At 69.4% G+C, this 25,951-nt stretch carries 21 protein-coding genes and 1 riboswitch; of the genes, 12 read left to right on the top strand and 9 right to left on the bottom strand.

What is annotated here, in order from left to right; genetic code table 11:
- The first annotated feature begins 198 nt into the window (after positions 1–198).
- The 5 genes from pdhA to ACIBKY_RS40515 all read left to right on the top strand — a co-directional run bounded on the left by pdhA (position 199) and on the right by ACIBKY_RS40515 (position 7,301).
- Positions 199–1,290, top strand: a complete 1,092-nt coding sequence (pdhA, locus tag ACIBKY_RS40535; RefSeq protein ID WP_397105512.1) for a pyruvate dehydrogenase (acetyl-transferring) E1 component subunit alpha — start codon at positions 199–201, stop codon at positions 1,288–1,290.
- Positions 1,287–2,267: an alpha-ketoacid dehydrogenase subunit beta gene (locus tag ACIBKY_RS40530; RefSeq protein WP_397105510.1), complete on the top strand. Its 981-nt coding sequence runs from the start codon at positions 1,287–1,289 to the stop codon at positions 2,265–2,267. The genes pdhA and ACIBKY_RS40530 overlap by 4 nt, the downstream gene beginning before the upstream one ends.
- A gap of 14 nt (positions 2,268–2,281) precedes the next feature.
- Positions 2,282–3,697, top strand: coding sequence for a dihydrolipoamide acetyltransferase family protein (locus ACIBKY_RS40525; RefSeq protein ID WP_397105508.1), 1,416 nt, complete (start codon positions 2,282–2,284; stop codon positions 3,695–3,697).
- A gap of 132 nt (positions 3,698–3,829) precedes the next feature.
- Positions 3,830–6,997 carry a glycosyl hydrolase 2 galactose-binding domain-containing protein gene (locus tag ACIBKY_RS40520; RefSeq protein WP_397105506.1) on the top strand — a complete coding sequence of 1,056 codons (3,168 nt, stop codon included), beginning with the start codon at positions 3,830–3,832 and terminating at the stop codon, positions 6,995–6,997.
- A 10-nt stretch (positions 6,998–7,007) separates the two neighbouring features.
- Positions 7,008–7,301, top strand: coding sequence for a Dabb family protein (locus ACIBKY_RS40515; protein ID WP_397105504.1), 294 nt, complete (start codon positions 7,008–7,010; stop codon positions 7,299–7,301).
- Here the strand turns inward: ACIBKY_RS40515 and ACIBKY_RS40510 are convergent.
- Genes ACIBKY_RS40510 through ACIBKY_RS40500 form a run of 3 tightly spaced genes read right to left on the bottom strand, consistent with a single transcriptional unit; the run spans position 7,298 to position 10,382 of the window.
- Entirely contained in the window at positions 7,298–7,522 is a 225-nt protein-coding gene (locus ACIBKY_RS40510) for a hypothetical protein (protein WP_379613980.1), read from the bottom strand. The two genes, ACIBKY_RS40515 and ACIBKY_RS40510, sit on opposite strands and share 4 nt — an antisense overlap.
- A 60-nt stretch (positions 7,523–7,582) precedes the next feature.
- Positions 7,583–8,521, bottom strand: a complete 939-nt coding sequence (locus tag ACIBKY_RS40505; RefSeq protein WP_397105502.1) for an MBL fold metallo-hydrolase — start codon at positions 8,519–8,521, stop codon at positions 7,583–7,585.
- A gap of 55 nt (positions 8,522–8,576) precedes the next feature.
- Positions 8,577–10,382, bottom strand: coding sequence for an acyl-CoA dehydrogenase (locus tag ACIBKY_RS40500; protein ID WP_397105500.1), 1,806 nt, complete (start codon positions 10,380–10,382; stop codon positions 8,577–8,579).
- Positions 10,383–10,485: 103 nt separating this feature from the next.
- Here ACIBKY_RS40500 and ACIBKY_RS40495 point away from each other — a divergent pair, with 103 nt between their 5' ends.
- From ACIBKY_RS40495 to ACIBKY_RS40475, 5 genes are all read left to right on the top strand, one after another.
- The gene (locus ACIBKY_RS40495) at positions 10,486–11,304 is read left to right on the top strand and encodes a class I SAM-dependent methyltransferase (RefSeq protein ID WP_397105498.1); all 819 of its coding nucleotides are present in this window, start codon (positions 10,486–10,488) and stop codon (positions 11,302–11,304) included.
- A 4-nt stretch (positions 11,305–11,308) separates the two neighbouring features.
- A riboswitch (guanidine-III (ykkC-III) riboswitch) is annotated at positions 11,309–11,368 on the top strand.
- A gap of 35 nt (positions 11,369–11,403) precedes the next feature.
- Positions 11,404–11,730 carry a DMT family transporter gene (locus tag ACIBKY_RS40490; protein ID WP_379613972.1) on the top strand — a complete coding sequence of 109 codons (327 nt, stop codon included), beginning with the start codon at positions 11,404–11,406 and terminating at the stop codon, positions 11,728–11,730.
- Positions 11,731–11,825: 95 nt separating this feature from the next.
- Complete coding sequence (locus tag ACIBKY_RS40485; RefSeq protein WP_397105496.1) at positions 11,826–12,209, top strand: VOC family protein; 384 nt, start codon at positions 11,826–11,828, stop codon at positions 12,207–12,209.
- A gap of 25 nt (positions 12,210–12,234) precedes the next feature.
- On the top strand, positions 12,235–12,702 hold the full coding sequence (locus ACIBKY_RS40480) for an SRPBCC family protein (RefSeq protein WP_397105494.1): 468 nt from the start codon (positions 12,235–12,237) through the stop codon (positions 12,700–12,702).
- Entirely contained in the window at positions 12,699–13,613 is a 915-nt protein-coding gene (locus tag ACIBKY_RS40475) for an NADPH:quinone oxidoreductase family protein (RefSeq protein ID WP_397105492.1), read from the top strand. The genes ACIBKY_RS40480 and ACIBKY_RS40475 overlap by 4 nt, the downstream gene beginning before the upstream one ends.
- Here the strand turns inward: ACIBKY_RS40475 and ACIBKY_RS40470 are convergent.
- Positions 13,582–14,022 carry a hypothetical protein gene (locus ACIBKY_RS40470; RefSeq protein ID WP_397105490.1) on the bottom strand — a complete coding sequence of 147 codons (441 nt, stop codon included), beginning with the start codon at positions 14,020–14,022 and terminating at the stop codon, positions 13,582–13,584. The genes ACIBKY_RS40475 and ACIBKY_RS40470 overlap by 32 nt on opposite strands.
- Positions 14,023–14,097: 75 nt before the next feature.
- Here ACIBKY_RS40470 and ACIBKY_RS40465 point away from each other — a divergent pair, with 75 nt between their 5' ends.
- Positions 14,098–15,027: a GNAT family N-acetyltransferase gene (locus tag ACIBKY_RS40465; protein WP_397105488.1), complete on the top strand. Its 930-nt coding sequence runs from the start codon at positions 14,098–14,100 to the stop codon at positions 15,025–15,027.
- Here ACIBKY_RS40465 and ACIBKY_RS40460 read toward each other — a convergent pair.
- The 3 genes from ACIBKY_RS40460 to ACIBKY_RS40450 all read right to left on the bottom strand — a co-directional run bounded on the left by ACIBKY_RS40460 (position 15,014) and on the right by ACIBKY_RS40450 (position 20,002).
- Positions 15,014–17,005, bottom strand: coding sequence for a molybdopterin-dependent oxidoreductase (locus tag ACIBKY_RS40460; RefSeq protein WP_397105486.1), 1,992 nt, complete (start codon positions 17,003–17,005; stop codon positions 15,014–15,016). The genes ACIBKY_RS40465 and ACIBKY_RS40460 overlap by 14 nt on opposite strands.
- Before the next feature lie 56 nt (positions 17,006–17,061).
- Entirely contained in the window at positions 17,062–18,615 is a 1,554-nt protein-coding gene (locus ACIBKY_RS40455) for a M20/M25/M40 family metallo-hydrolase (RefSeq protein WP_397105484.1), read from the bottom strand.
- Positions 18,616–18,706: 91 nt separating this feature from the next.
- Entirely contained in the window at positions 18,707–20,002 is a 1,296-nt protein-coding gene (locus tag ACIBKY_RS40450; RefSeq protein WP_397105482.1) for a M28 family peptidase, read from the bottom strand.
- 208 nt (positions 20,003–20,210) lie between these two features.
- Between ACIBKY_RS40450 and ACIBKY_RS40445 the strand changes: the two genes are divergently transcribed.
- Positions 20,211–22,616 (top strand): YbhN family protein, encoded by a 2,406-nt coding sequence (locus ACIBKY_RS40445; RefSeq protein WP_397105480.1) that lies wholly within the window; start codon positions 20,211–20,213, stop codon positions 22,614–22,616.
- Here ACIBKY_RS40445 and mgrA read toward each other — a convergent pair.
- Both mgrA and ACIBKY_RS40435 read right to left on the bottom strand, forming a co-directional pair.
- The gene (mgrA, locus tag ACIBKY_RS40440) at positions 22,613–23,602 is read right to left on the bottom strand and encodes an L-glyceraldehyde 3-phosphate reductase (protein WP_397105478.1); all 990 of its coding nucleotides are present in this window, start codon (positions 23,600–23,602) and stop codon (positions 22,613–22,615) included. The genes ACIBKY_RS40445 and mgrA overlap by 4 nt on opposite strands.
- Positions 23,599–25,647, bottom strand: coding sequence for a S9 family peptidase (locus ACIBKY_RS40435; RefSeq protein ID WP_397105476.1), 2,049 nt, complete (start codon positions 25,645–25,647; stop codon positions 23,599–23,601). The genes mgrA and ACIBKY_RS40435 overlap by 4 nt, the downstream gene beginning before the upstream one ends.
- Positions 25,648–25,951 lie beyond the last annotated feature (304 nt).

Below are 25,951 nucleotides of genomic sequence, written 5' to 3'. Positions count from 1 at the left end.
CGAAGGGCTGTGACTTCTGCCACCATGTCCCCATATGTGGACGAATCACCACCAAGTGGTTTGGACGCCCAGAAGGCCGAGCGCCGGTGGCAACCCCACCCACCCCGGCCCCGACCGCACAGGAGTGGCCATGAGCGAGCTTGCCGAGGTCATCATTAGACACAGCACCGTGGTCATGAGACCGACGAAGGAGGGCTCGTGACCGTCGACGCCTCTCGTGGTGCTGAAGCACCCCCAGAGCTCGTCCAGTTGCTCACCCCCGAGGGCGAGCGAGTCGAGCACCCCGACTACGACATCGACCTGACACCGGAAGAGGTCAGGTCGCTCTACCGCGATCTCGTGCTCGTCCGCCGTATCGACCTCGGAGCGGTGGCGCTGCAACGCCAGGGCGAACTGGGCATCTGGGCATCGCTGCTCGGCCAGGAAGCCGCTCAGATCGGTTCAGGGCGGGCGCTCACCGACGCCGACATGGCTTTCCCGACTTACCGTGAGCACGGCGTGGCCTGGTGCCGCGACGTCGACCCCGTCAAGCTCCTGGGTCTGTTCCGCGGCGTCAACCACGGCGGCTGGGATCCCGTCGAGCACAACTTCCACCTCTACACGATCGTGATCGGCAGCCAGACCCTTCACGCGGTCGGCTACGCCATGGGAATCCAGCGCGACGGCGGCGATGGCGCCGCGATCGTCTACTTCGGCGACGGCGCCTCCTCCCAGGGTGACGTCAACGAGTCGTTCGTCTGGGCCAGCGTCTTCAATGCCCCGGTCGTCTTCTTCTGCCAGAACAACCAGTGGGCCATCTCCGAGCCGATCGAGAAGCAGACCCGCATCCCGCTCTACCGGCGCGCCTCCGGCTTCGGCTTCCCCGGGCTGCGGGTCGACGGAAACGACGTCTTCGCCTGCCTCGCGGTCACCCGCAAGGCGCTGGCGGACGCCCGCAGCGGCCAGGGGCCCACGCTGATCGAGGCCTTCACCTACCGCATGGGCGCCCACACCACCACCGACGACCCCACCCGCTACCGGGTCGCCTCCGAGCTCGAAGCCTGGAAGCTCAAGGACCCCATCGAGCGGGTCAAGGCGTACCTGTTCAAGCAGGAGATGGCCGACCAGGCGTTCTTCGACGCCATCGACGCCGAGGCCGAGCAACTCGGCGCGGACGTGCGCCGGCGCTGCCTGGAGATGCCCGACCCCCGGCCGCTCGACATCTTCGACCACGTCTACCGCGAGCCGCACGCCCTGATCGACGAGGAGCGCGCCCAGTTCGCCGCCTACCTGGAAGGTTTCGAGGCATGACGGTGCTCAGCCTGTCCAAGGCGCTCAACGAGGGCATGCGCAAGGCCATGGAGAACGACCCGAAGGTCCTCATCATGGGCGAGGACGTGGGCAAGCTCGGCGGCGTCTTCCGCGTCACCGACGGCCTGCAGAAGGACTTCGGCGACGACCGGGTCATCGACACCCCGCTCGCCGAGTCCGGCATCATCGGCACCGCCATCGGCCTGGCGCTGCGCGGCTTCCGCCCGGTGTGCGAGATCCAGTTCGACGGCTTCGTCTTCCCGGCCGCCGACCAGATCATCACCCAGCTGGCCAAGATGCCCATGCGCTCGCTCGGGGCGATCAAGCTGCCCATCGTGGTCCGCATCCCCTGCGGCGGCGGCATCGGCGCCGTCGAGCACCACAGCGAGTCGCCCGAGTCGTACTTCACGCACACCGCCGGGCTGCGCGTCGTCGCCTGTTCCAACCCGCTCGACGCCTACTCGATGATCCAGCAGGCCATCAGCAGCGACGACCCGGTCATCTTCTTCGAGCCCAAGCGCCGCTACTGGGAGAAGGCCGAGGTCGACACCAGCACCACCGACTGGTGGACCCCCTTCGACCAGGCCTCCGTGGTACGGCAGGGCACCGACCTCACGCTCGTCGCCTACGGCCCCATGGTCAAGACCTGCCTGGAGGTGGCGGGCGCCGCCGCCGAGGAAGGCCGTTCCCTGGAGGTCATCGACCTGCGCTCACTCAACCCCCTGGACTCCCCGCGCCTCATGGACTCGGTACGCAGAACGGGCCGGGTCGTCATCGTGCACGAGGCGCCCGTCTACAGCGGCTTCGGCGCCGAGCTCGCCGCCCGGATCACCGAGCAGTGCTTCTACCACCTGGAGGCGCCGGTGCTGCGGGTCGGCGGGTTCTCCACCCCCTACCCGCCGTCGAAGCTCGAAGAGCACTACCTGCCCGACCTGGACAGGGTGCTCGACGCCGTCGACCGCGCCTACGCCTACTGAGAGGGGGATCCCGTATGCGACGCGAGTTCAAGCTCCCCGACGTCGGCGAGGGACTGACCGAGGCGGAGATCGTCCGGTGGAAGGTGAAGGCGGGTGACGCGGTCAAGGTCGACCAGATCGTGGTCGAGATCGAGACCGCCAAGTCCATCGTCGAGCTGCCGATCCCGTGGGACGGGGTGGTCGCCGGCCTGATGGCCGAGGAGGGCCAGACCGTCGACGTGGGCCTGCCCATCATCGCCATCGACACGGCCGCCGAGCAGGCCGGCGAGCGTGTCGAGGCGCTGGCCGACGACATGGTGCCCAGCCCGCCGGCCGAGGGCGCCGTGGAGCCGGGCGCCCACGGGAGCCCGGCGCCCAAGGAGGAGCGCCAGGCCGTCCTGGTGGGTTACGGCGTCAAGACCGGCGCCGCCCAGCGCCGTCCACGCAAGCAGCCCGCCACCGCGGCGCCGTCAAGCCCGGCTCCCGAGGCTTCCGCGGCTTCTGCCGTGCCCGTGACGCCCGTGGCCAACCCGGCCCGCACCGAGGTCACCGGGCCCGCTCCGGCGGGCGCGCCCGCTTCGGAGAGCGGCCGCGTGATGGTCCTGGCCAAGCCGCCGGTGCGGAAACTGGCCAAGGACCTGGGCGTCGACCTGACCACCCTCAGCGGCACCGGTCCCGAGGGCTCGATCACCAGGGAGGACATCCACGCCGCCGCCACCCAGGAGGAGGCGGTGGGCGGTCGGCCGGCCGTACAGGAAGAGCGCATTCCGATCAAGGGCGTGCGCAAGATGACCGCGCAGGCCATGGTGGCCAGCGCTTTCACCGCCCCCCACGTCACCGAGTTCCTGCAGCTCGACGTGAGCGCGACCATGGAGGCCGTCCGGCGGCTGCGCGAGGTGCCGGACTTCGCCGAGGTCAAGGTCTCGCCGCTGCTGCTGGTGGCCAAGGCGGTGCTGGTGGCCGCCCGCCGCTACCCCATGATCAACTCGGCCTGGGACGAGCAAGCCCAGGAGATCGTGGTCAAGCACTACGTGAACCTGGGGATCGCCGCGGCCACGCCGCGCGGCCTGGTGGTGCCGAACGTCAAGTCGGCCCACACGCTGTCGCTGCCCGAGCTGGCCGGGGCGCTCGGCAAGCTCACCGAGACGGCCAGGGCGGGCAGGACGCAGCCGGCGGAGATGTCCGGCGGCACGTTCACGATCACCAACGTGGGCGTGTTCGGCGTCGACACCGGCACGCCGATCATCAACCCGGGCGAGTCGGCGATCCTGGCGTTCGGCCAGGTGCGCGACATGCCGTGGGTGGTGGACGGCGAGCTGGCGGTGCGCAAGGTGACGACGCTGGCGCTGTCGTTCGACCACCGGATCATCGACGGCGAACTGGGCTCGCTGTTCCTGCGTGACGTGGGCGCGATGCTGGAGGATCCGCTGCGGATGCTCGCCTGGAGCTGACGCCACGCGACAGGCCGCCGCCCGCGAAGGGTGACGGCCTGTTGTGTTCTGTGGCTTCAAGGGGATTTACGAGATCCGATCTGGTTGTTAAGAAGGTTTATTAACAAACGGACTCATCCCAGCGGGGTGCCCATGGCCCGATTACTCGTCGTGTTGGCGCTGCTCATGGCCGCTTTCGGAATCTCACTTCCCGCCCGTGCCGAGGCGCCGTCCGTGACCGCACTGCCCGGTTACAAGATCCAGTCCTCGGCCAAGGTGAGCGATTCCGGCGCCGCCATCTCCACTCCCGGGTACGCCGCCACCGGCTGGTACCCGGTCGGCCCGCGCTCCACGGTCCTCGCCGGCCTCCTGGAGAACGGCGTCCACCCCGACCCCTTCTACTCCACGAACATGCGGTCCATCCCCACCGCCGACTTCGACGTGGCGTGGTGGTACCGGGCCGACTTCACACTCGGCGCCGAGAGCGGCATGCGCACCCTGCTCGACTTCAGCGGGGTGATCTCCGGCGCCGACGTCTGGGTCAACGGGACCCAGGTGGTCAGCGGCGCGGCCGGGGCGTACACGCGGCACGAGCGCGACATCACCGCCCAGGTACGCGCCGGCGTCAACTCCATCGCCTTCCGGATCAACCCCAACAACCCGAACAGCCATCTGACCATCGGCTGGATCGACTGGGTGCAACTGCCGCGCGACGACAACATGGGCATCTTCCGCGACGTGCTGATCAAGCGGACCGCCGCGGTCTCACTCAACAACCCGCACGTGATCACGAACCTCACCGTGCCCGCCCTGGACCGCGCCGACCTGACGATCAAGGCCGACGTACGCAACCACACCACGAGCCCGGTGACCACCACGGTCCGTGGCACGATCGGCGCGCTCACGTTCAGCCAGGACGTCTCCCTGGCCGCGGGCGAGACCAAGCGGATCACGTTCAACCAGACGATCGGCAACCCGCGGGTCTGGTGGCCGTACGCGATGGGCGCCCAGCCCCTCTACGACCTCGGCCTCACCGCCGTGGCCGGCGGCGTCACCAGCGACGTCGTCAGCGAGCGCTTCGGCGTCCGCAAGGTCGAGTCGGCCAAGAACGCCTCCGGCCGCCGCTACTACAAGATCAACGGCCGGAACCTCCTCATCAGGGGCGGCGGCTGGTCACCCGACATCTTCCTGCGCCCCAAGATCGGCTACCTCGAGGACAAGCTCCGCTACGTCAAGGACCTCGGCCTCAACACGATCAGGGTCGAGGGACACCTGGAGGGCGACGAGCTCTACGACCTGGCCGACAAGCACGGCATCCTGACCCTGCCCGGCTGGGAGTGCTGCAACAAGTGGGAGGGTTCCTTCTCCGGCGCCGACTACCCGATCGCCAAGGCGTCGATGCTGGCCGAAGCCGTACGGCTGCGCAACCACCCGAGCGTGATCTCCTTCCTCATCGGCTCGGACAACCCGCCGCCCGCGCAGAAGGAGACCGGCTACCTGGACGCGCTGAACCAGGCCGAGTGGCAGTTGCCGATCGTCCCGGTGGCCAGCGACAAGTCCAGTCCGCGACTGGGCAACTCGGGCATGAAGATGCCGGGGCCGTACGACTGGGTGCCGCCCAACTACTGGTACAACAAGCGCGAAGGCGGCGCGTTCGGCTTCAACTCCGAGACCGGCGCCGGGCCCGACGTGCCCACGCTCGACTCGCTCAAGCGCATGATGACCCCGGCCCAGATCGACTCGCTCTGGCAGAACCCGGACGCCACGCAGTACCACCGCTCGCCCTCCGGCACCTTCAACAACCTGTCGATCTACCACAACGCCCTCAGAGGCAGGTACGGCGTGCCCACCGGCCGCGAGGACTACGTGAAGAAGGCGCAACTGGCCCAGTACGAGGCGGTGAGAGCCCAGTTCGAGGCCTATGGCCGTAACTTCACCGACTCCACCAACCCCTCCACCGGCGTCATCTACTGGATGCTCAACAGCGGCTGGTCCTCGCTGCACTGGCAGCTGTTCGACTACTACCTCGACCAGGGCGGCTCCTACTGGGGCGCGCGCGAGGCCAACAAGCCGCTGCACGTCCAGTACTCCTACGACGACGACTCGGTCGTCGTGGTGAACTCCACGCCGAACGCCGCCCAGAACCTCCAGGTCAAGACCGACGTCTTCAACCTCGACGGCACCGCGAAGTACTCCGCCACCGCCACCGTCGACGTCCCCGCCGACGGCGGCAAGGCGAGAGCGGTCACGATCCCGTCCATCTCCGGCCTCAGCGCCACCTACCTGGTACGGCTGACGCTCCTGCGCGGCGGCGAGGAGATCGACCGCAACGTCTACTGGCTGTCCACCTCCGACGACGTCATCGACTGGCCGGGCAACACCTGGTACTACGTGCCGACCTCCAGCTACGCCAACCTGACCGGCCTCAACTCGATGCCCAGAACCTCCCTGAGCGTCACGGCGGCCACGAACACGGTCACGATCACCAACACCGGCACCGCCCCCGCCCTCTACCTGGACGTCAGGATGGTCGACGCCGCGGGCACGCCGGTCCTGCCCATCACCTGGTCCGACAACGCGATCAGCCTGTGGCCGGGCGAGTCGAGGACGCTGACCGCCGGCGGCACCGGCGCCAACGCCAGGGTCTCGGGCTGGAACACCGCCACGGTCACCGTCCCGACCGGTCCGCCGGACGTCGAGCGGCCCACCCCGCCGGCGAACCTGCGCGTCACCGGCACGACCTCGTCGTCGGTCTCCCTGGCCTGGGACCCGGCGACCGACAACGTCGGCGTCGTCGGCTACGACGTGCGGGGCGGCCCGTCGGTGACCGGTACCACCGCCACGGTCTCCGGTCTTCAGCCGGGCACGCCGTACACCTTCACCGTCCGCGCCCGTGACGCGGCGGGTCTCGTCTCCGACCCCTCCAACGAGGTCCAGGCCACCACCGGCAGCGCTCCCGCCGAGTACCAGGCCGAGGACGCCGTGATCTCCCGTGGGGCGGTGGAGTCGAACCACGCCGGCTACACCGGCACGGGCTTCGTCAACTACGACAACGTCACCGGCTCCTACGTCGAGTGGACGGTCACCGCCGCCGCCGCGGGCACCGTGAACGCGGTGATCCGCTACGCCAACGGCACGACGGCCAACCGCCCGCTGAACGTCAACGGCACCACGGCCGGCTTCCCCGGCACCGGGGCCTGGACGACGTGGCGGACGACGACGGTGCCGCTCCAGCTCCAGGCGGGCGTCAACAAGATCAGGGCCACCGCCACCACCGGGAACGGAGGACCCAACGTCGACCGGTTGTCGATCGGCCCCTAGGCTGACCGGCATGATCCGTCACATCGTGCTGCTGACCTGGTCAGAAGAGGCCACCGACGACCAGAAGGCCGCCGTGGCCGAAGGGCTGGCGGCGCTGCCCGCGGCGATCCCGCAGCTGCGCCGCTACGACCTCGGCACCGACCTCGGCCTGGGCGCGGGCAACTCCGACTTCGCGGTCGTGGCCGAGTTCGACTCGGTCGCCGACTACGAGGTCTACCGGGACCACCCCGTGCACCAGGCCGTCATCGCCGAGCGCATCAAGCCCATCCTCGCCGCCCGCGCGGCGCTCCAGGTCGAGCTCTAGACCTCCGGGGGGTTGTTCTCCCGGTGCATCAGCCGGTCCTCGGAGGTACGGCCCCGCTTGGGCGCGAGCACGATGCTCAGCACCACCCCCACGCCGCCGACGATCATGAAGATCAGGCCGATGACGTCCATGCGGACGGCGCTGCCGAACACGTTGGGATCGATCGCGAATCTCAGGATCGCGCCAAGCGTGAGGAAGAAGATGCTGACCCCGACACCCATGGCGACCTCCGGAGGGAAAGAGCGCGTACGCACTCGGTCATACCCGAGTATGGGTGATCGTCACGCCAGGCAGGTAAGTGGCTGGCCGCCGTTGTAAGTGATCATGTCCATGACGGCGGCCACGACGTCGATCTGTCCGCCTCTGGACAGGCCGTCCAGTTCGGCGTAGGCGCGGTGAAGGTTGCCCACGAGGCGCTCGGGATCCAGCAGCTCCGCCCACGGCCCCAGATCGGTCTCCCTGGCCGCCTCCAGCGGCGTCAGCCCGGCCGCGCGCCCCTGCTCGGCCGTGGCCAGCACGAACCGCGCGTACTCCTGAACCCGGTCGATCACCTCGGGCCCGCACGGCTCGCCGTGCCCCGGGACGATCGTCTCCGCGCCGAGCTCCCTGATCTGGTCGAGCACCTCGACCGTCCCGGCCACCGAGCCCGTCAGCATGAACGGCGTGCCGCCGTTGAACACCAGGTCGCCGGAGAACAGCACCCGGCGTTCCGGAATCCACACGTACACGTCGTTCGTCGTGTGTGCCGCCATCCCCGGATGCCTGACCTCGCACCTCAGCTCATCCACGTAAAGCGTGATCTGGTCGGTGAAGGTGAGGAACGGCGGCACCGCCTCAAGCTCGCCCCACTCCACCTCGGCCGACCAGGCCGCGCGGTAGCCGGGGATGCCCTCGGCCAGGATCATCCGCCTGGCCAGCTCGTGCCCGACGATCGTGGCCTCGGGGAACAGGTAGTTACCGAACGTGTGATCGCCGTGGTAGTGGGTGTTGACCAGCGTGGTGATCGGCCGGTCGGTCACCCGCGCGACCGCATCGCGCAGCGCCCTGGTCCGGCGTTCCGTGGCGCAGGCGTCGATGCTGACCACGCCGCGCCGGCCGACGAGAAAGCCGGCGTTGTTGATCCACCAGCTTCCGTCGGGCTGGACGTAGGCGTGGACGCCGTCCGAGACCTCGTGCGCACGGGCCGGAGCCAGAGGGTGATCGTGCCGCGATGAGCTCATGAAGCGAAAATAGACCGCCCGCCGACGTGGCGGGCGGTCTTCCTTGACCCCTGGGTCAGAAGGCCTCTTCCGGCAGCTCCATCAGCTCCAGCCCGGTCGCGTCGAGGATGCGCCGCTCGGTGGCGATCCTCGGCAGGACGGTGCCGGCGAAGAAGGCGGCGGCGGCGACCTTGCCCTGGTAGAAGGCGTCCTCGCCCTCGGCCAGACGGGCCAGGGCCACCTCCGACTGGCGCAGCAGCAGCCAGCCGATGATGAGGTCGCCGAGGGCCAGCAGGAACCTGGTGGAGTTCAGGCCGACCTTGTAGAGCTCACCCGGAGCCTCCAGCGAGCCGAGCGCCCAGCCGGCCATCGTGTCGCCCATGGTCTTGACCTCGGCCGCGGCCTCGGCGAGGAGCTTGCGCTCCTCCTTCAGGCGGCCGTTTCCGGCCTCGGAGGCGGCGAAGGCGTTGATGTCGGCCAGCAGGGAGCCGACGGCGGCGCCCTGGTTGCGCAGGATCTTGCGGAAGAACAGGTCGAGACCCTGGATCGCGGTGGTGCCCTCGTAGAGGGAGTCGATCTTGGCGTCCCTGATGTACTGCTCGATCGGGTAGTCCTGCAGGTAGCCGGAGCCGCCCAGGGTCTGCAACGAACGGGAGAGCAGTTCGTAGGAGCGCTCGGAGCCGACGCCCTTGACGATCGGGAGGAGCAGGTCGTTCATGGCGTGCGCGGCCTGGTCGTCCGGGTTGATCTGGATGGCGTCCTGGTAGGTCGCGGTGAACATGACCAGAGCGCGCATGCCCTCGGCGTAGGCCTTCTGCAGCATGAGCTCGCGGCGTACGTCGGGGTGGTGGGTGATGGTGACGCGAGGGGCGGCCTTGTCGGTCATCTTGGTCAGGTCGGCGCCCTGGACGCGGGACTTGGCGTACTCCAGCGCGTTCAGGTAGCCGGTGGACAGGGTGGCGATGGCCTTGGTGCCGACCATCATGCGGGCGTGCTCGATGACCATGAACATCTGCTTGATGCCCTCGTGCACGTCGCCGACCAGGGTGCCGATGGCCGGGTGCTTGTCGCCGAAGGTGAGCTCGCAGGTGGTGGAGACCTTGAGCCCCATCTTCTTCTCGACGTTGGTGACGTAGGCGCCGTTGCGCTCGCCGAGCTCGCCGGTCTCCAGGTTCACGTGGTACTTGGGCACCAGGAACATCGACAGGCCCTTGGTGCCGGGGCCGTGGCCCTCGGGGCGGGCCAGCACGAGGTGGAAGATGTTCTCCGACATGTCGTGCTCGGCGCTGGTGATGAAGCGCTTGACACCCTCGATGTGCCAGGTGCCGTCGGGCTGCTGGATCGCCTTGGCGCGGCCCGCGCCGACGTCGGAACCGGCGTCGGGCTCGGTGAGCACCATGGTGGCGCCCCAGTTGCGCTCGATGGCCAGTTCGGCGAAGCGCTTCTGGTCGGTGGTGCCGGTCTTCCACAGGGTGTAGGCGAAATTGGGGCCGGCGGCGTACATGTACAGCGCCGGGTTGGCGCCCAGGACCATCTCGGCCGTGGCCCACGCGAGGGTACGCGGGATGCCGGGGCCGCCCAGGTCGACCGGCAGGTCGAGGTGCGCCCAGCCGCCGTCCACCAGCGCCTTGTAGGACTTCTTGACGCCGTCGGAGACGGTCACGGTGCTCGTGGCGGGGTCGAAGACCGGCGGGGTGCGGTCGCCCTCCTCGAACGAATCGGCAAGGACGGTCGTGGACAGTCGGTTGACCTCGTCGAGAATGCTCCGGGCGACGTCCTCGTCGACCTCCGCATAGGGCCCGGTGCCGAGGATGTCACGGCGGCCGAACACCTCGAAGAGGTTGAACTCCAGGTCGCGCACGTTGCTCTTGTAGTGGCCCATGGCTGCTGATCTCCTTGAACCGCGGCGTTAGTCTACTGGCCAGTAACCTTACTAGAAATGCTACCCGCGGGTAACCACTGGTATGCGTGGCATGCTCGTCTGCATGAACGCCGAAGAGCTCTCCGCCCTGTGGCGGGAGCGCCTGGGTTCGTGGGCCATTCCTCCGGAAATCCTGGAGAAGGCCCCGGCCGATCCGTGGGGCCACCATCCCGCCAGATTCGCCACGCGCACCGACCGCGCGCTGGCCGAGCCGGACCATGGCCCGACGATGACACGCCTGGCCGAGGCGCTGCCCGAGGGCGGCACGATCCTGGACGTCGGCGCGGGCGCCGGCGCCGCCTCGCTGCCGCTGCACGAGCACCTGGCCGCGGTGATCGCCGTGGACACCTCGCCCGAGATGCTGGCCGCACTCGGCCCCAAGGCGGACAAGCTCGGCGTCGAGGTCATCCGGGTCGAGGGCCGCTGGCCCGACGTGGCCCCCGAGGTGCCCGTCGCCGACGTGGCCGTGGCCGCGCACGTCGTCTACAACGTGCCCGACCTCACCGGCTTCCTGCGCGAACTCGACGCGCACGCCCGCCGCCGCGTGGTGCTGGAGCTCACCCACCGCCACCCGATGAGCTGGCTCGCTCCGCTGTGGGAGCACTTCCACGACGTACGCCGCCCCGTGCGGCCCGTCGCGGAAGACGTGGTGGCGCTGGCCGCGGCGATGGGCTTCGACGTGCGGGTGGAGGAGCGCGAGTCGCCGCTGGAGCGCTTCGGCACGCTGGAGGAACTGGCCGTCTCCGCCTGCCACCGCATCTGCCTCGACCCCGCCCGCGCCCCCGAGGTGGCGGAGACCGCGATGGAGCTCGGCATGTGGCCGGTGCCGCGTGACCGCTGGGTCACGATCTGGTGGGAATCATCGGAGAACGCCGGCCGTTAGAGGAAATGAGCGACAAAGCTCCCGGACGAGACGCGCCGTACCCGGTTCGCCAAGACGACGCACGACATTGTCGACTCGTTCGCAAGGGAGTGCATCGTCATGGCGTGGATCCTGCTCATCATCGCCGGCGCCTTCGAGGTGGTGATGGCCCTGTCGCTCAAGATGAGCAACGGGCTGTCGCATCTGTGGTGGACCATCTCGTTCCTGGGCTTCGCGGTCCTGAGCTTCGGCCTGCTGGCGTACAGCCTCAAGTCGCTTGAGGTCGGCACCGCCTACGCCGTCTGGACGGGCATCGGCGCGGTGGGCACCGCGATCGTGGGCATGCTCGCCATGGGGGACAACGTGTCGTTCGCCCGGGTCGCCAGCATCGCGCTCATCGTCATCGGCGTCATCGGCCTCAACCTGGCGGGCGGCGCCGCCCACTGACCCCCCTCACGGGCTCGGCCGTGCGGTCGGTTCCCCTGCCGCACGGCCGCATAACCTGCTTGACGGCTTTGGTGGTGTTCGATTAGGTGGGTCGCATGATTGAGATCCATGCCATCACCATCGACGCTGCCAACCCCTACGAGCTGGCCGCCTGGTGGTCCGAGGCCACCGGCCTGCCGCTCGGCGAAGGCGACGTCCCCGGCGACGACGAAGTGATGTTGCGCACCAAACAGGACCCCTACCTGCTGTTCGTCAAGGTCCCCGAGGGCAAGACGGTCAAGAACCGCGTCCACCTCGACGTCAACGGCACCGAGGGCCGCACCCGCGACCAGGAGGTCGAGCGCCTGGTCGGCCTCGGCGCCACGATCTTCGACGACCGCCGCACCGAGGACGGCGTCGGCTGGGTCGTCATGCGCGATCCCGAGGGCAACGAGTTCGACGTCTGCAGAAGCCAGGCCGAGAGAAACTTGCCCGAATAAAGTTCGGTCGATCAGACTGGGCGGCATGAGCGAGCCAAGCGCGTCCGCACGCATCGAGATCGCCGCCCCCGCACAGCGGGTCTACGAGCTCATCACCGACCTCGCCAACCTCGGCACGTGGAACTCCGAGTGCCGCAGGGCACGCTGGGTCGGCGAGGTCAAGGAGCCCAGAAGGGGCGCGCGCTTCGTCGGCAGCAACCGCAACGGCGCCCGCCGCTGGTCCACCCGATGCACGGTCACCGCCGCGGAACCCGGCCGCGCCTTCGCCTACCACGTGCGCGCCGCCGGAGTGATCGACGTGGCCGTCTGGCGCTTCGACCTGACCCCGACCGACGACGGCTGCCTGGTCGAGCAGAAGACCTGGGACACCCGCGGCGCCCTCATGCGGGTCGTCGCCGGCTGGGCCACCAACGTGCCCGACCGGGTCAGCCACAACACCGCGAACATGGCCACGACGCTGGAGAACCTCAAGCGCGTGGCGGAGCGCCGATGAAGGCGATCGTCTGCACCGGGTACGGCAAGCCGGTCGAACTCGTCGAGGCCCCCGACCCCGTCCCGGGACCCGGGCAGGTGCTCATCGAGGTAGAGGCGGCCGGGGTGAACTTCGTCGACGGGCTCATGGTGCGCGGCGGCTACCAGATCAGGCCGCCGCTGCCGTTCACACCCGGGTACGAGGTGGCGGGGCGCACTCCCGACGGCACGCGGGTCCTGGCCATCACCGGGCTGGGCGGGTTCGCCAGCCATGTGCTGGTGCACGCGGCGCAGGCCGTACCGCTGCCTGATCATCTCGACGCCGCGCGAGCGGCGGCCTTCGCGCAGAGCCACTGCACGGCGCTGTTCGCGCTGCGGGAGCGGGCGGGGCTGCAACCGGGCGAGCGCGTGCTGGTGCTGGGCGCCGGCGGCGGGGTCGGGCTGGCGGCGGTTCAGGTGGCCAAGGCGCTGGGCGCCGACGTGCTGGCGGCGGCGTCGAGCGCGGCCAAGCGCGAGGTGGCGATCAGGGCCGGGGCGGACGAGGCCGTCGGCTACGACGACCTCAAGGCCACGGCGCGCGCCTGGGGAGTGGACGTGGCGGTCGATCCTGTCGGCGGCGCGCTGTCGGAGCAGGCCCTGCGCGCGCTGCGCGAGCGCGGGCGGTTGCTGGTGGTGGGCTTCGCCTCCGGGGAGATCCCGCGGCTCCCCGCCAACCAGATGCTGCTGCGCAGCCGGTCCGCCATGGGCCTGGACTGGGGCGCGTGGTCCATGACCCATGCGGCGGAGAACCGGGCGATGCTGGAGGAACTGCTGGCCATGCCGGGCATCGATCCCGTGGCGCCGCAGGTGCGGCCACTGGAGCAGGCGGGGCAGGCCATGGCGGATCTGGTGGAGCGTCGGGTCACTGGGAAGATCGTGCTCGTCCCTGCATGACGAACGTCATGACGGCCGCGATCAGGTAGACAAGCGCGCCGTGCCACAGCGCGCCCCATGCGGCCCCGAAGACGCCCTCGCCGTCGAGCACCAGCTGCACCGGGTAGTCCAGGACCGCCGAGATTCCGGCCGGCAGGAGCGCGAACTTCCACGGGTGCTTCAGCGACCACATCCTGGCCTGCCGGGTCACCCGGTCGCTCACGTCCGGCTTGGCGATCGCGCCGATCGCGGCGATCAGCGCGAACAGATTGATGCCCAGGCCGAGCGCCCAGGCCATGTCGTCGAACCCGGAGAACACCCAGGCGATGGCGGCGGTGGCGCCGCCACCGACCACGGCGGCCTTCCAGGGGGCGCCGCGGAGGGCGGCGCCGGAAAGCGACATCTCGTCGCGTCGGCTGATTTCGCTCATGGACTCAGGTTGCCCCTTCGCAGCCCCTGTTCACATCGGGGATGGACCCTGACCCGTCCCTGACATGATGCGGACATGCCTGAATTCACCATTGAACGCCTGACCACGGCCGACGCCGGGCGCCTGCGCGAGGTACGGCTGCGCGCCCTCGCCGACTCTCCCGACGCGTTCGGATCCACCTATGAACGCGAGGCCGCCTTCCCCGCGGAGAAATGGGTCGAACGCCTGGAGAATCCGGATTCGGTGTTCTTCGCCGCCACAGCGGACGGTGCGATCCACGGCATGGTCTACGGCCTCGCCGAGCGGCCGGAACACGTGCACCTGCTGTCCATGTGGGTCGCCCCGGAGGCCAGGGGAGCCAAGGTCGGCTCGCGGCTGGTGGACGAGGTGATCGCCTGGGCGCGCGGCAGGCAGGCCGAGGAGGTCGAGCTCTGGGCCGTCGACGTGAACACCGCCGCCCGCGCCCTGTACGCGGGCAAGGGGTTCGTGCCCACGGGCAAGGTCATGGGACTGCCGTCCAACCCGTCGCTCCAGGACTCCCAGTACGTGCTGTCGCTGGTGTTCCGCGAGGCGAGATCCGAGGACGTCCCCGCCGTGGTGGCCCTCATCGCCGACGACGCGGTCGCCGCCCGGCGCACCGGCGCGTACGGCCCCGCCCACGAGGCCGCCTTCGCCGCCATCCAGGCCGACCCGAACAACGAGCTGATCGTGGCCGAGCTGAAAGGCGAGATCGTCGGCACCATGCAGCTCACCTACATCCCCGGAATCTCCCGCAACGGCGCAACCCGGCTCCAGGTCGAGGCGGTACGCGTCGCCGCCCACCTGCGCGGCCAGGGCTGGGGCCGCAAGATGATGGAGTGGGCGCACGCCAAGGGCCGGGCACGCGGCTGCGTGATGGTGCAGCTCACCTCGGACAAGCAGCGCGAGGAAGCGCACCGCTTCTACCGCTCACTCGGCTACGCCCAGTCCCACGAAGGGTTCAAGCTGCCGCTCACACCGGCGTGATCTCGACGATGTTGTCGTGGTAGACGGCGCCCTTGCCCATGTCGGCGTCGCGCTCGTCCACCACGGCGTTCGGGCCGGCGCCGCCGGGGGAGAACTTCGGCCAGCGTCCCTTGGGCGAGGCCACGACCCCGGCGGCCACCCGGTCACTGATCTCCACGTCGGCCAGGAACTCGCCGTTGGCGTTGTGCACGCGCACCCGCTGGCCGTCGGCCAGCCCGCGCGCCGCCGCGTCGGCCGCGTTGACCAGCACGATGGGTTCCTTCGCTCTTCTGCGCAGCTCCGGGTTGTTGCCGAAGACCGTGTTGAGGAACGTGTGCGCGGCCGGGGTGATCAGCGTCAGCCCGTCCTTGCCCGCCGAGTACGGCGGCACGTAGGCCTTGCCCGGCGGCGGGAAGCGCAGCCGTCCCGACCGGGTCGGGAAGCCGCCGGCGAAGGGCGCGAAGGGCTTGGGGTAGCTCATCCGCATCCATCCCTCCTTGCGCAACCGGTCGAGCGTGACGCCCTCCAGCGACGGATGCCCGCTCGACAGGAGCTGCTCGGCCAGCTCCAGGTCCGTGTCGAACAACGACGGCTCGGTCATGCCCATGCGCTCGGCCAGGCGGCGGAAGGTCTCCGTCGTGGACAGGCACTCGCCGGGCGGCGCGACCGCGGGTTCGTTCCACAGCAGGTAGAGGTGGCCGTAGCCGGCGTGCAGGTCCATGTGCTCGGTCTGCATGGTCGCGGGCAGCACGATGTCGGCGTGGTCGGCGGTGTCGGTGGGGAAGTGCTCCATGACCACCGTGAACAGGTCCTCGCGCAGCATCTCGCGGCGGATCCTGTTGGTGTCGGAGGTCGAGGCGAGCGGGTTGGCGCCGTAGACGAACAGGCACTTCACCGACGGCAGCTCCGCCGCCAGGCGGGTCATGGCCAGCGTGCGCACCGGCCGGGCCAGCAGGTCCTCGCGGGTGTCGATGGTGAAGTGCACGTGGTCGCTGGTCGAGTACGCCACGCCGCCGCCCGGGTGGCGCCAGTCGCCGGTCACGCCGGGGATGGCGGTGATCGTGCGCATGGCCGTTCCGCCGCCGGCGTGGCGCTGGATGCCCATCGTGGCGCGGATAGCGGTGGGGCGGGTGTGGGCGAGCCTCATCCCCAGGCTGTGGACGGTCGCGGCGGGGATGCCGGTGATCTCGGCCACACGTTCCACCGGATATTTCCGGATTTCTTCGCGGAAGTCATCCCAGCCCTCGGTATGGGCGGCCAGGTATTCCTCGTCCTGTGTGCCCTCGGCCAGCACCACGTTGAGCAGGCCGAGCGCCAGCACGGCGTCTGTGCCCGGCCGGATCGCGATGTGCTCGTCGGCCTGGTCGGCGGTACGCGTCCTGATCGGGTCGATCGCCACCACGTGCGCGCCGTCGGCCCGCGCGTCCTGGATGAACTTCCACAGGTGGTGCCCGCTGGTCAGCGTGTTCGTGCCCCAGAGCAGGATCAGCTTGGACAGCGCGAGATTCTCCGGGTCCATGCCGCCCGCGGTGCCGTTGGCGCGCCGCAGCCCGGAGGAGCCCGCCGAGGAGCAAATGTTGAGCCAGTGCCGGGAGGCGCCGAGCATGTTCCAGAACCGCCGCCCCGCCACGCCCTCGCACCCCTGCACGTAACCGAGCGACCCGGTGCCGTTGTAGGGCCAGATCGCCTCGCCGCCGTGCTCGTCGACGATGCTCCGCAACCGGGTGGCGATCTCGTCGAGCGCCTCGTCCCAGCTGATCCGCTCGAACTGCCCAGACCCCTTGGGCCCGGTACGGCGCAGCGGATGGAGAATCCGGTCAGCCGCCCGCGTGTGCTCCAGATACCGGTTGACCTTCACGCAGAGCGCGCCCCGCGTGTACGGCTGGTCGGGATTCCCGCGCATCTTGACGGCCTTGCCGTCCTCGACGGTGACGACCCAGGAGCACGTGTCGGGGCAGTCCAGCGGACACGCCCCCAAAACCTGCAGATTTCCCGCCATGACGCACAGCTTACGAAAGAGCGCCTCAGGGCTTGCCCCGAGGCGCTCCGGCACCGTCAGCTCGCCGCCGTGGGCACCCTGTCATGGCTGGCGGTGGCGGCCATCCGCGCCGCGGGCGGCGTGTGCGGCGCCCCCGGCTTGTGGATGGCGTCCAGCGCCGCCTTGCTGTAGGTGTACTTGGCGGCCAGGGCCGCGACCGCGTCGGAGTTCACGTCCAGCGCGGTCTCGTCGACGTTCTCGATCGTGTCGCACTCACTGTGGTAGCACGGGTCGTACGGCTCGCCCGCCGTACCGCCGAAGAGCTTGGCCTCTTCCTCGGTCTTCTTCTTCTCGGCCCCGGTGAACAACCCGCCGCCGGCGATCCCGGCGTCGATGAAGGCCTTGTAGTCCGAGCGCCCGTCGAACTCGCTCGGCTTGAACGGCAGGCCGCGAGCGCCGTAGAACCCCTGGAAGTCCTTCTCCAGCTGCGCCGACCCGGCCGGACCCGGCACCCCGAACGCATCCCCGTCACCGTCGTAGATGTGGTACGCGAAGTTCGGCGAGCCGATCATGTCGTAGTTCAGGTAGAGCCCGATCGCGTTCTTCTGCTCCTGCGACAGCGACTCGACATAGTGCTTCGACCCCAGCAGCCCGAACTCCTCCGCGCCCCAGAACCCGAACCGCACCTTGTTGACCGGCTGGAACCTGGCCATCTGGAGCGCCACCTCCAGCACGCCGGCGGAACCGGAGCCGTTGTCGTTGATGCCCGGCCCCTCCTGAACGCTGTCCAGATGGGCGCCCATCATCACGACGTTGTCGGCCCGGCCGCCGCGCGACTCGGCGATCACGTTGTAGGTGGTGCGCTGCTCGACCAGCGGGTCCCAGTTCAGCTTCACGGTGGCACCGGGCGTCGCCGCCAGGTCGGAGCCCACGGCGAAGCTCGTGAAGAAGGACGGGATGGTGATCGACGGATCGCTGAGCGCCGGGTTGAGGTCCACGTCGGTGCGGCCGGGCTGGCCCTCGTTGAGGACGATCACCGCACTGGCCCCGGCGTCCTGCGCGTTCTTCGCCTTCACCCCGAAGTTGCAGGTGCCGCGCTGCAGCAGCGCCACCCGCCCCTGGACGAAGCCGGCGAAGTCGGCAGGCTCACAGCCCGAGGTGGACGACGGCTGGGGCGTCGGCGGCAGCACGAGGTCCACGGCCTGGATCTGCCCGGTGACGCCGCCCGCGGGGGAGTCGCCCATCGCGACGTAGTCGTTGAAGAAGCCGTTCTTGTAAGCCTTGGGACTGGGCGAGAGCCGTTCGAGCACGGGCTTGGTCCGGTAGCCGTCGAAGGTGAACTCGAACGGCTGGACCGTCACCTTGTAACCGACGGCACGCAGCAGCGTGGCCACGTAGTCACGCGACAGGTCGTAGCCGCGGCTGCTGGAGACGCGGGTGCCGCCGCCGGCCTTGGCGATCAGGTCGAGCACGCGCAGGTGGCGTTCGACGTGCTTGCCCTTGACGGCCTGGACGAGCTGGCGGGCGGGATCGCGGCCGTGGTCGGCGTAGGCGGGAGCGGACAGGGCCAGGGGGGTGACGAGTGCGAGCGCGGCCGCACCCAGCACGCCTGCGGACAGGCGACGACGCATATGGCTCCTCGGTAAAGACGAAACGATCCCCCCGATAGCGTGAAAAATATTCCGAAGGGGGGTTACTGGGGAAGGTGTTGCCCCGGAGTTGTTATGCGGCCAGGCGACTGACGACCGCCGCGACCGCATCCGCCGTCACCTCCAGCGCCTTCACACTGACGTTCCGCAACGTGTCGCAGGCCTGGTGGTAGCACTTGTCGAGCGGTTGGCCCGCCGTACCGCCGAACAGACCGGCTTCCTTCTCCGTCTTCTTCTCGTCGCCGCCGGTGAACAAGCCGCCGGAGGCGATCCCGGCCGCCATGAACGGCCCGTAGTCCGAACGGCCCGTCAGGTCGGCGGCGCGGAAGGGCAGCCCGCGCTCGCGGAAATACCGCTGGAAGGCCCGCTCCACCCTGGCCGAGCCCTTCGGACCCGCTCCCGCGCCCGAGCGCTCGGAGTCGTCACCGTCGAAGATCGCGAACGTGTGGTTCGGCGAGGCGATCATGTCGAGGTTCAGATAGGCCTCGATCTTCTTGCGCTCGGTCTCCGGCAGGTTCCGCACGTAATGGCCGGACCCGAGCAGGCCCACCTCCTCCGCCCCCCACCAGGCGAACCGCACCGGCTGCCGCAACGGCGTGCGCGCCGCCCGCAGCGCGATCTCCAGGATCGCCGCGCTGCCCGAGCCGTTGTCGTTGATGCCGGGCCCGTCCGGCGTCGAGTCCAGGTGCGCCCCGGCCATCACCACCTTGCCCGTGCCCCGCGTCTCGGCCAGCACGTTGTGCGTGATGCGCTCCTCGCTCACCGTCTTCGTCGTGACCCGGACCTTCTTCAGCCTGGTCACCTGGGCGCCCGCCTCCGGCGGCACCCCCACCACCGGGATCGGCTGCGGCGTCCCCGCGCTCCCCGCGAAGGAGCCCTTCTGGTCGACCACGATCAGCGCCTTGGCTCCCGCGGCCGCCGCGTTGCGCGCCTTCACCTCGAACATGCACGTCCCGCGCCGCGTCACCGCGATCCGCCCGGCGCGAAACCCCTTGAAGTCACGGGCCGCGCACCCCTCGCCCGCCTCCTGCGGCGCCGCGCTCACGTCGCCGCCGCCGGAGTACCTCAGCGTGGTGACCCCCGCGAGCCGCCGCCCGCCGCCCTCCACCACCGCCGGAGCCAGCTCCCGGTAGAAGTCGAAGGCGAACGGCTGAAGCCGCACGGTGTAACCCGCGTCACGCAGCCGCGCGGCCACATAGGCTGCAGATGCGTCGTATCCGGGTGTCCCGGCTGCCCGGGTGCCCCCGTGTGCGTCAGCGATGGCTTGGAAGGCCTGGAGATGTCCTAGTACGTTGTCCACCTTGACCGCATCTACGAGCGGTTCGCCCGGCGCGGCTAGGGCCAGGATCAGCATCGTATGAGTGATCATGGCCTGAGGATGCCAACGTTGGCCGCGGACCGGGGTTAGACGCGTCGTTGCTGGTCGAGTCCTTACCCGGGGCGTTGACTCAGGTGACGATTGGGGACACTAGAGGCCAAAGATCGTACGGTCTGGCCCGGAAGGTGCAGAATCGCGGACGGTGGCGGAAATCAGAGAACGCGACAACGCGGCGGACCTCTCGGAGAGGGAACCGGCCGTGGCTGAGCCGCGCCATGAAACGGAGGCCGACGACAAGGACCCGGAGGTCTACGTCGTCGAACCGCTCCTGCCGCAACGCCTGCGCCGCCCCTCCGACCTGCTCCGCTTCATCGCCGCCCTGCTCGCGCTCGCCGCGGTCGTCCTGCTGTCGCTGGTCGCCAAGCAGACGCTGAACGGCCTGGCCGGCGACGTGGCCGAGGGCGCCAACCTCGTGCCCAACCTGCTCAGCCGGGTCGCCGCCTTCCTCGGCGGCGGCGCGGTGCTCGTCGTGCCGGTCGCCTTCGCGGTCGAGCGCGTCTTCCACCGCGACGGCCTGCGCGTGGCCGAGGGCCTCATCGCGGCGATCATCGGCCTGGTCGGCTCGTTCCTCATCGGCGAATGGGTCATGTCCTCCGACGCCGCGGGCGACCTGCGGCAACTGCTCACCGGCAACCGGCCGGGGGTGGAGCCGTTCAACACCCTGCTCGCCTCGGTGGTCGCCTACAGCACCGCCGTACGCATCTCACGCAGACCCACCTGGCGGGCGCTGATCTGGACGGTCATCGCGCTCGACGTGCTCTCGCTGTTCACCAGCAAGCAGCTCACGCTGCCCAGCGCGATGGTGACCATCGTGGCCGGCATGGCCATCGGCTACGGCACGCTGTACGGCGTCGGCAGCCCCAACACCAGGCCCCCCGGCACCGCGGTGATCGCCGCCCTGCGCAAGCTCTCCTTCCAGCCGGTCAGCGCCCGGCGGATCGAAGACGACCATCAGGGCAGCCGCCGCTACGCCATCGGGCTCCACGACGGCAGCAGCCTCGACGTCACCGTTCTCGACCGTGACCGGCAGGTGGCCGGCCTGCCGTACCGGCTGTGGCGGCGCATCAGGCTTAACTCCGAGACCAGGCGCAGGGCGATCAGGTCGCTGCGCGCGGAGCTGGAACGCGAGGCGCTCATGGCCTACGCCGCGCAGGCGGCGGGGGCCTCGACCCCGCGCCTGCTCGGCACCAGCGAGGTCGGCACCGAAGCCGCGCTCCTCGCCTACGAGCACCTCAGCACCCGCCCGCTCGACGCGCTGCCCGACTCCGAGATCGACGACGACCTGCTCGCCCAGATCTGGGAGCAGCTCGAACTGCTGCGCCTGCAACGACTGGCCCACCGGCGGCTGACCGGCGACAGCATCCACGTCGACGCCGAGGGCAGGGTCGTGCTCACCGACGCCAGAAGCGGCGAGATCGCCGCCGGCGACCTGCTGCTGCGGCTCGACGTCGTCCAGCTGCTCACCTATCTCGCGCTGCGCGTCGGGGCCGAACGCTCGGTCGCCTCCGCCGCCCGCGTCGTGGGCGAGGACGCGCTGGCCGGGGCGATGCCGCTGCTGCAGAAGATCGCACTGACCCGCCAGACACGATCCGCGCTGGCCAAGGACAAGGGCCTGCTGTCGGCCATCCGGGAGCAGATCGAGGCGCTCAAGCCACAGGCCAAGATCGAGGAGATCCGGCTGGAGCGGTTCCGGCCGCGCACGCTGGTCACGATCATCGCCAGCACGCTGGCCGCCTACTTCCTGCTGTCCCAGCTCAGCCAGGTCAACCTCGTCACCGTCGTCACCACCGCCAACTGGGCCTGGTCGCTGCTGGCGCTGGCCGCCTCCTTCGTCAGCTTCATCGCCGCCGCGCTCATGCTGCGCGGGTTCGTGCCGGAGTCGCTGCCGCTGTGGCGGACGGTGCTGGTGCAGTTCGCCTCGTCGTTCGTGAAGCTGGTCGCGCCGCCCGCGGTGGGCGCCGTCGCGATCAACACCCGCTACCTGCAGAAGCGCGGCATTCCGCCCGCCTCGGCCGTGGCCAGCGTGGGCGCCTCGCAGCTCGTCATGCTGATCGCGCACATCAGCCTGCTGCTGTTGTTCGCCTACATCACCGGGTCCAACACCGCCACGTCGTTCACGCCCACGCGCGGGCTGGTCCTGGTGATGCTGGCCGTCGCGGTGCTGATCGTGGCCGTGCTCGGCGTGCCGCCGCTGCGCAGGATGCTCACCAAACGGCTGCGCTCACTCTTCTCGAACGTGCTGCCGCGCCTGCTGGACGTGCTGCAGTCGCCGCGGAAGATGTTCGAAGGCTTCGCCGGGACCGTGATGATCACCATCGCGTTCGTGACCTGCCTCGACGCCTGCGTCTCCGCGTTCGGCGGCGACATCTCCTTCACCGCCGTCGCCGTGGTCTTCCTGACCGCAAACGCGATCGGCTCGGCCGCGCCCACACCGGGTGGCCTGGGCGCGGTCGAACTCGCGCTCGCGGGCGGCCTCACGGTGGCCGGCGTCGACAGCGCCGTGGCCACCTCCGCCGTCCTCCTCTACCGCCTGCTCACGTTCTGGCTCCCCGTCCTACCGGGCTGGGCGGCCTTCACCTGGCTGCAGAAGCATGAGGCTCTCTAACGGGCAGTTAGCTTGTCGATTCCGGCCAGCTCGTCCTCGGTGAAGGCTGGGCCGTTCACGCAGGCCACGTTGTCCTCCAGCTGCTTCACGCTGCTCGCGCCGATCAGCACGCTGGTGACCCGCGGGTCGCGCATGGCCCAGGACAGGGCCATCTGGGCGAGCGTCTGGCCGCGCTGCCCGGCGATGCCGTTGAGACCGCGGGCCAGCTCCCGGTCGCGCTCCGCCCGCTCGGCCGACAGGAACCTGCTGGTCGCCGCCCGCGAGTCCGCCGGCACGTCCTTCAGATAGCGGTCGGTCAGCAGCCCCTGCGCCAGCGGCGAGTAGACGATGCAGCCCATCCCCGCGTCCTCCAGCGTGTCCAGCAGCCCGTCCTCGATCCACCGGTTGATCATCGAGTAGGAGGGCTGGTGGATCAGCAGCGGCGTGCCCAGTTCGCGCATGATCCTGGCCGCCTGCGCGGTCTGCTCGGCCGAGTAGTTGGAGATGCCCGCGTACAGCGCCTTCCCCGACCGCACCGCGTGGTCGAGCGCGCCCATCGTCTCCTCGAACGGCGTCTGCGGATCGGGCCGGTGGCTGTAGAAGACGTCGACGTGGTCAAGCCCCATGCGGGCGAGCGACTGGTCGAGGCTGGCCAGCACGTACTTGCGCGAGCCCCACTCCCCGTACGGCCCCGGCCACATGTCATAGCCGGCCTTCGTCGAGATGATCAGCTCGTCCCGGTAGCGCGCGAAGTCCTGGGCGAAGATCGTCCCGAAGTTGCGCTCCGCCGAGCCGTATGGCACGCCGTAGTTGTTGGCCAGGTCGAAGTGCGTCACGCCCAGGTCGAAGGCCCGCCGCAGGATCGAGCGCGAGTTCTCCAGCGGACGGTCGTCGCCGAAGTTGTGCCACAACCCCAGCGAGACCGCGGGCAGCTTGAGCCCGCTCCGCCCGCTCCGGTTGTACGGCATGCGGTCCTGATACCGGCCCTCGTCGGCCTGGTAGGTCATGCGGTGCCCCTCTCGATGATCCAGGAGAGCGCGAACGCCTCCTCGCGCCACGCGTCGTAACGTCCGCTGCGGCCGCCGTGCCCGGCGCCCATCTCCGTCTTCAGCAGGAACGGCCCGCCGTTCGCGACCGCCCGTAGCCTGGCGATCCACTTCGCCGGCTCGTGGTAGAGGACGCGTGTGTCGTTCAGGCTCGTGATCGCGAGGATCGGCGGGTACGGCCGGCCGTCCACGTTCTCGTAGGGCGTGTAGCTCTTCATATAGGCGTAGACATCGGAGTTGTGCAGCGGATCGCCCCACTCGTCCCACTCAATCACGGTCAGCGGGAGCGACGGATCGAGGATCGTGTTCAGCGCGTCCACGAACGGCACCTCAGCCACCACACCGGCGAACTCCTCCGGAGCCAGGTTCGCGACCGCGCCCATCAGCAGGCCGCCGGCCGAACCGCCCCTGGCGATCACCCGCTCGCTCCAGCCCGACGCCTTCAGGTGCTTCGCGGCGGCCACGAAGTCGGTGAAGGTGTTCTTCTTGCGGGTCATCTTGCCCTCTTCGTACCAGCGGCGGCCCATCTCGCCGCCGCCGCGCACGTGCGCGATGGCGAAGACGAACCCGCGGTCGAGCAGGGACAGCCGGGCCACGGAGAAGCTCGGGTCGATGGAGGTCTCGTAGCTGCCGTAGCCGTACAGGACGGTGGGGGCGGGCTTTGCTGCGTCCTTGCGCTTGACGATCGAGATCGGGACGCGGGTTCCGTCCTCGGCCGTGGCCCACTCGCGGACCTGCTCGTAGTCGCCCGGGTCGTAGCCGCCGAGCACCGGCCGCTGCTTGAGCAGGATCAGCTCGTGCGTGGCCAGGTCGTAGTCGTAGACGCTGGGCGGCGTGATCATGCTGGTGTAGGCCAGCCGGAGCCTGCCGGTGGAGAACTCGGGGTTGCCCGCGGGGCCGACGTCGTAGAGAGGCTCGGGGAAGTCGATCTCGTACGCGTCCGCGTCCTTGGGCAGGATCCGCAGGCCGGTGAGACCTTCGCGGCGGAAGTGCACCACGGCGTGGTTCTCGAAGGCGTCGATCTCCAGCAGGCGGGTGTCCTCGCGGTGCTCGATCAGCGGCGTCCAGTCGCCGGGGGAGCCCAGCGGGGCGGTGGCGACCTCGAAGTTCTCGGCGGCCTTGTTGTGCAGCACGTAGAAGAAGTCACCGGCGTGCTCGACGCCGTATTCGACGCCGGTCTCGCGGGGGCGTACCAGCTGGAACTCGCCGGAAGGGTCGTCGGCGGCCAGGAGGCGCACCTCGCTGGTGATCTTGCTGCCGGCGCCCAGGACCAGGTAGCGCTCGCTGCGGGTCAGGCCGATGCCGACCCAGAACCGCTCGTCGGACTCCTCGTACACCAGGACGTCGTCATGGGTGCCGAGGGTGTGGCGGTAGACCTGGTGGGGGCGCCAGGCGTCGTCCACCCGGGTGTAGAAGAACGTCGAGCCGTCGGCGGACCAGGCGCCGCCGTAGAAGATGTCCTCGATCTCGTCGGGGAGCGTCTCGCCGGTGGTCAGGTTCTTGAAGCGCAGCGTGAAGCGCTCGGCGCCCTTGTAGTCGGTGGAGTAGGCCAGCATCGTGCCGTCGGGGGAGACCGCGCTGGTGCCGACCGAGAAGAACGGGCTGTCGCCGGCCAGCGCGTTGCCGTCCAGCAGCACCTGCTCGTGGTCGAGAACCTTGCCCGGCTGGATCTCCGGAGGTTCGTCGCCGGTGGCGGGTACCCGGCAGGAGACGGCGTATTGCTTGCCCTCCTCCGTACGGGTGAAATACCACCACGCCCCCTTACGGCTGGGCACGGACAGGTCGGTTTCCTGCGTCCTGCCCTTGATCTCTTGGAAAACCTGCTCCTGGAGGTCGCCCAGGTGAGCCGTCTCCTGTTTGAGATACGCGTTCTCGGCTTCCAGATAGGAGACCGTGTCCGGATCTTCCTTGTCCGTCAGCCACGCGTATTCGTCGATCACGGTGTCGCCGTGATGGAGACGCTCAGTCGGGATCCTCTTCGCCGTCGGCGGCGTGTTCCTGCTCACGGGGGGAGTCTATGTTCGGCTGTGATCGTTCTGTGTTGCGGAAGGTGTCCCGAGTGGTCTGGGGCGCTGCTAATCTTCTAAAGCCGACGCAGTGCGGCGCAACCAACCACCTCTCTCGGGTGGCTCTGGCGTGTGCTGAGTCGGTATCCCCTTGCAACGCGCTGGTTCTGATGATCGATTTGCTTGTCGGCCTCGGAGCGAGTAAGTTGGAGGGGTTGCCCCGGAGACGGGGTGGTCGAAATTCCCGCAGGTCAGCCCGCGAGTGTCAATTTGACACCAAGCGGACCGGCTGAAAGAATTAAGA

The organism is Nonomuraea sp. NPDC050394 (genome assembly GCF_044459065.1).
In the GTDB taxonomy this organism is placed as follows: domain Bacteria; phylum Actinomycetota; class Actinomycetes; order Streptosporangiales; family Streptosporangiaceae; genus Nonomuraea.
The sequence above is the reverse complement of the archived record's forward strand: the minus strand, read 5'-3'. Positions and strand labels throughout refer to the sequence as shown.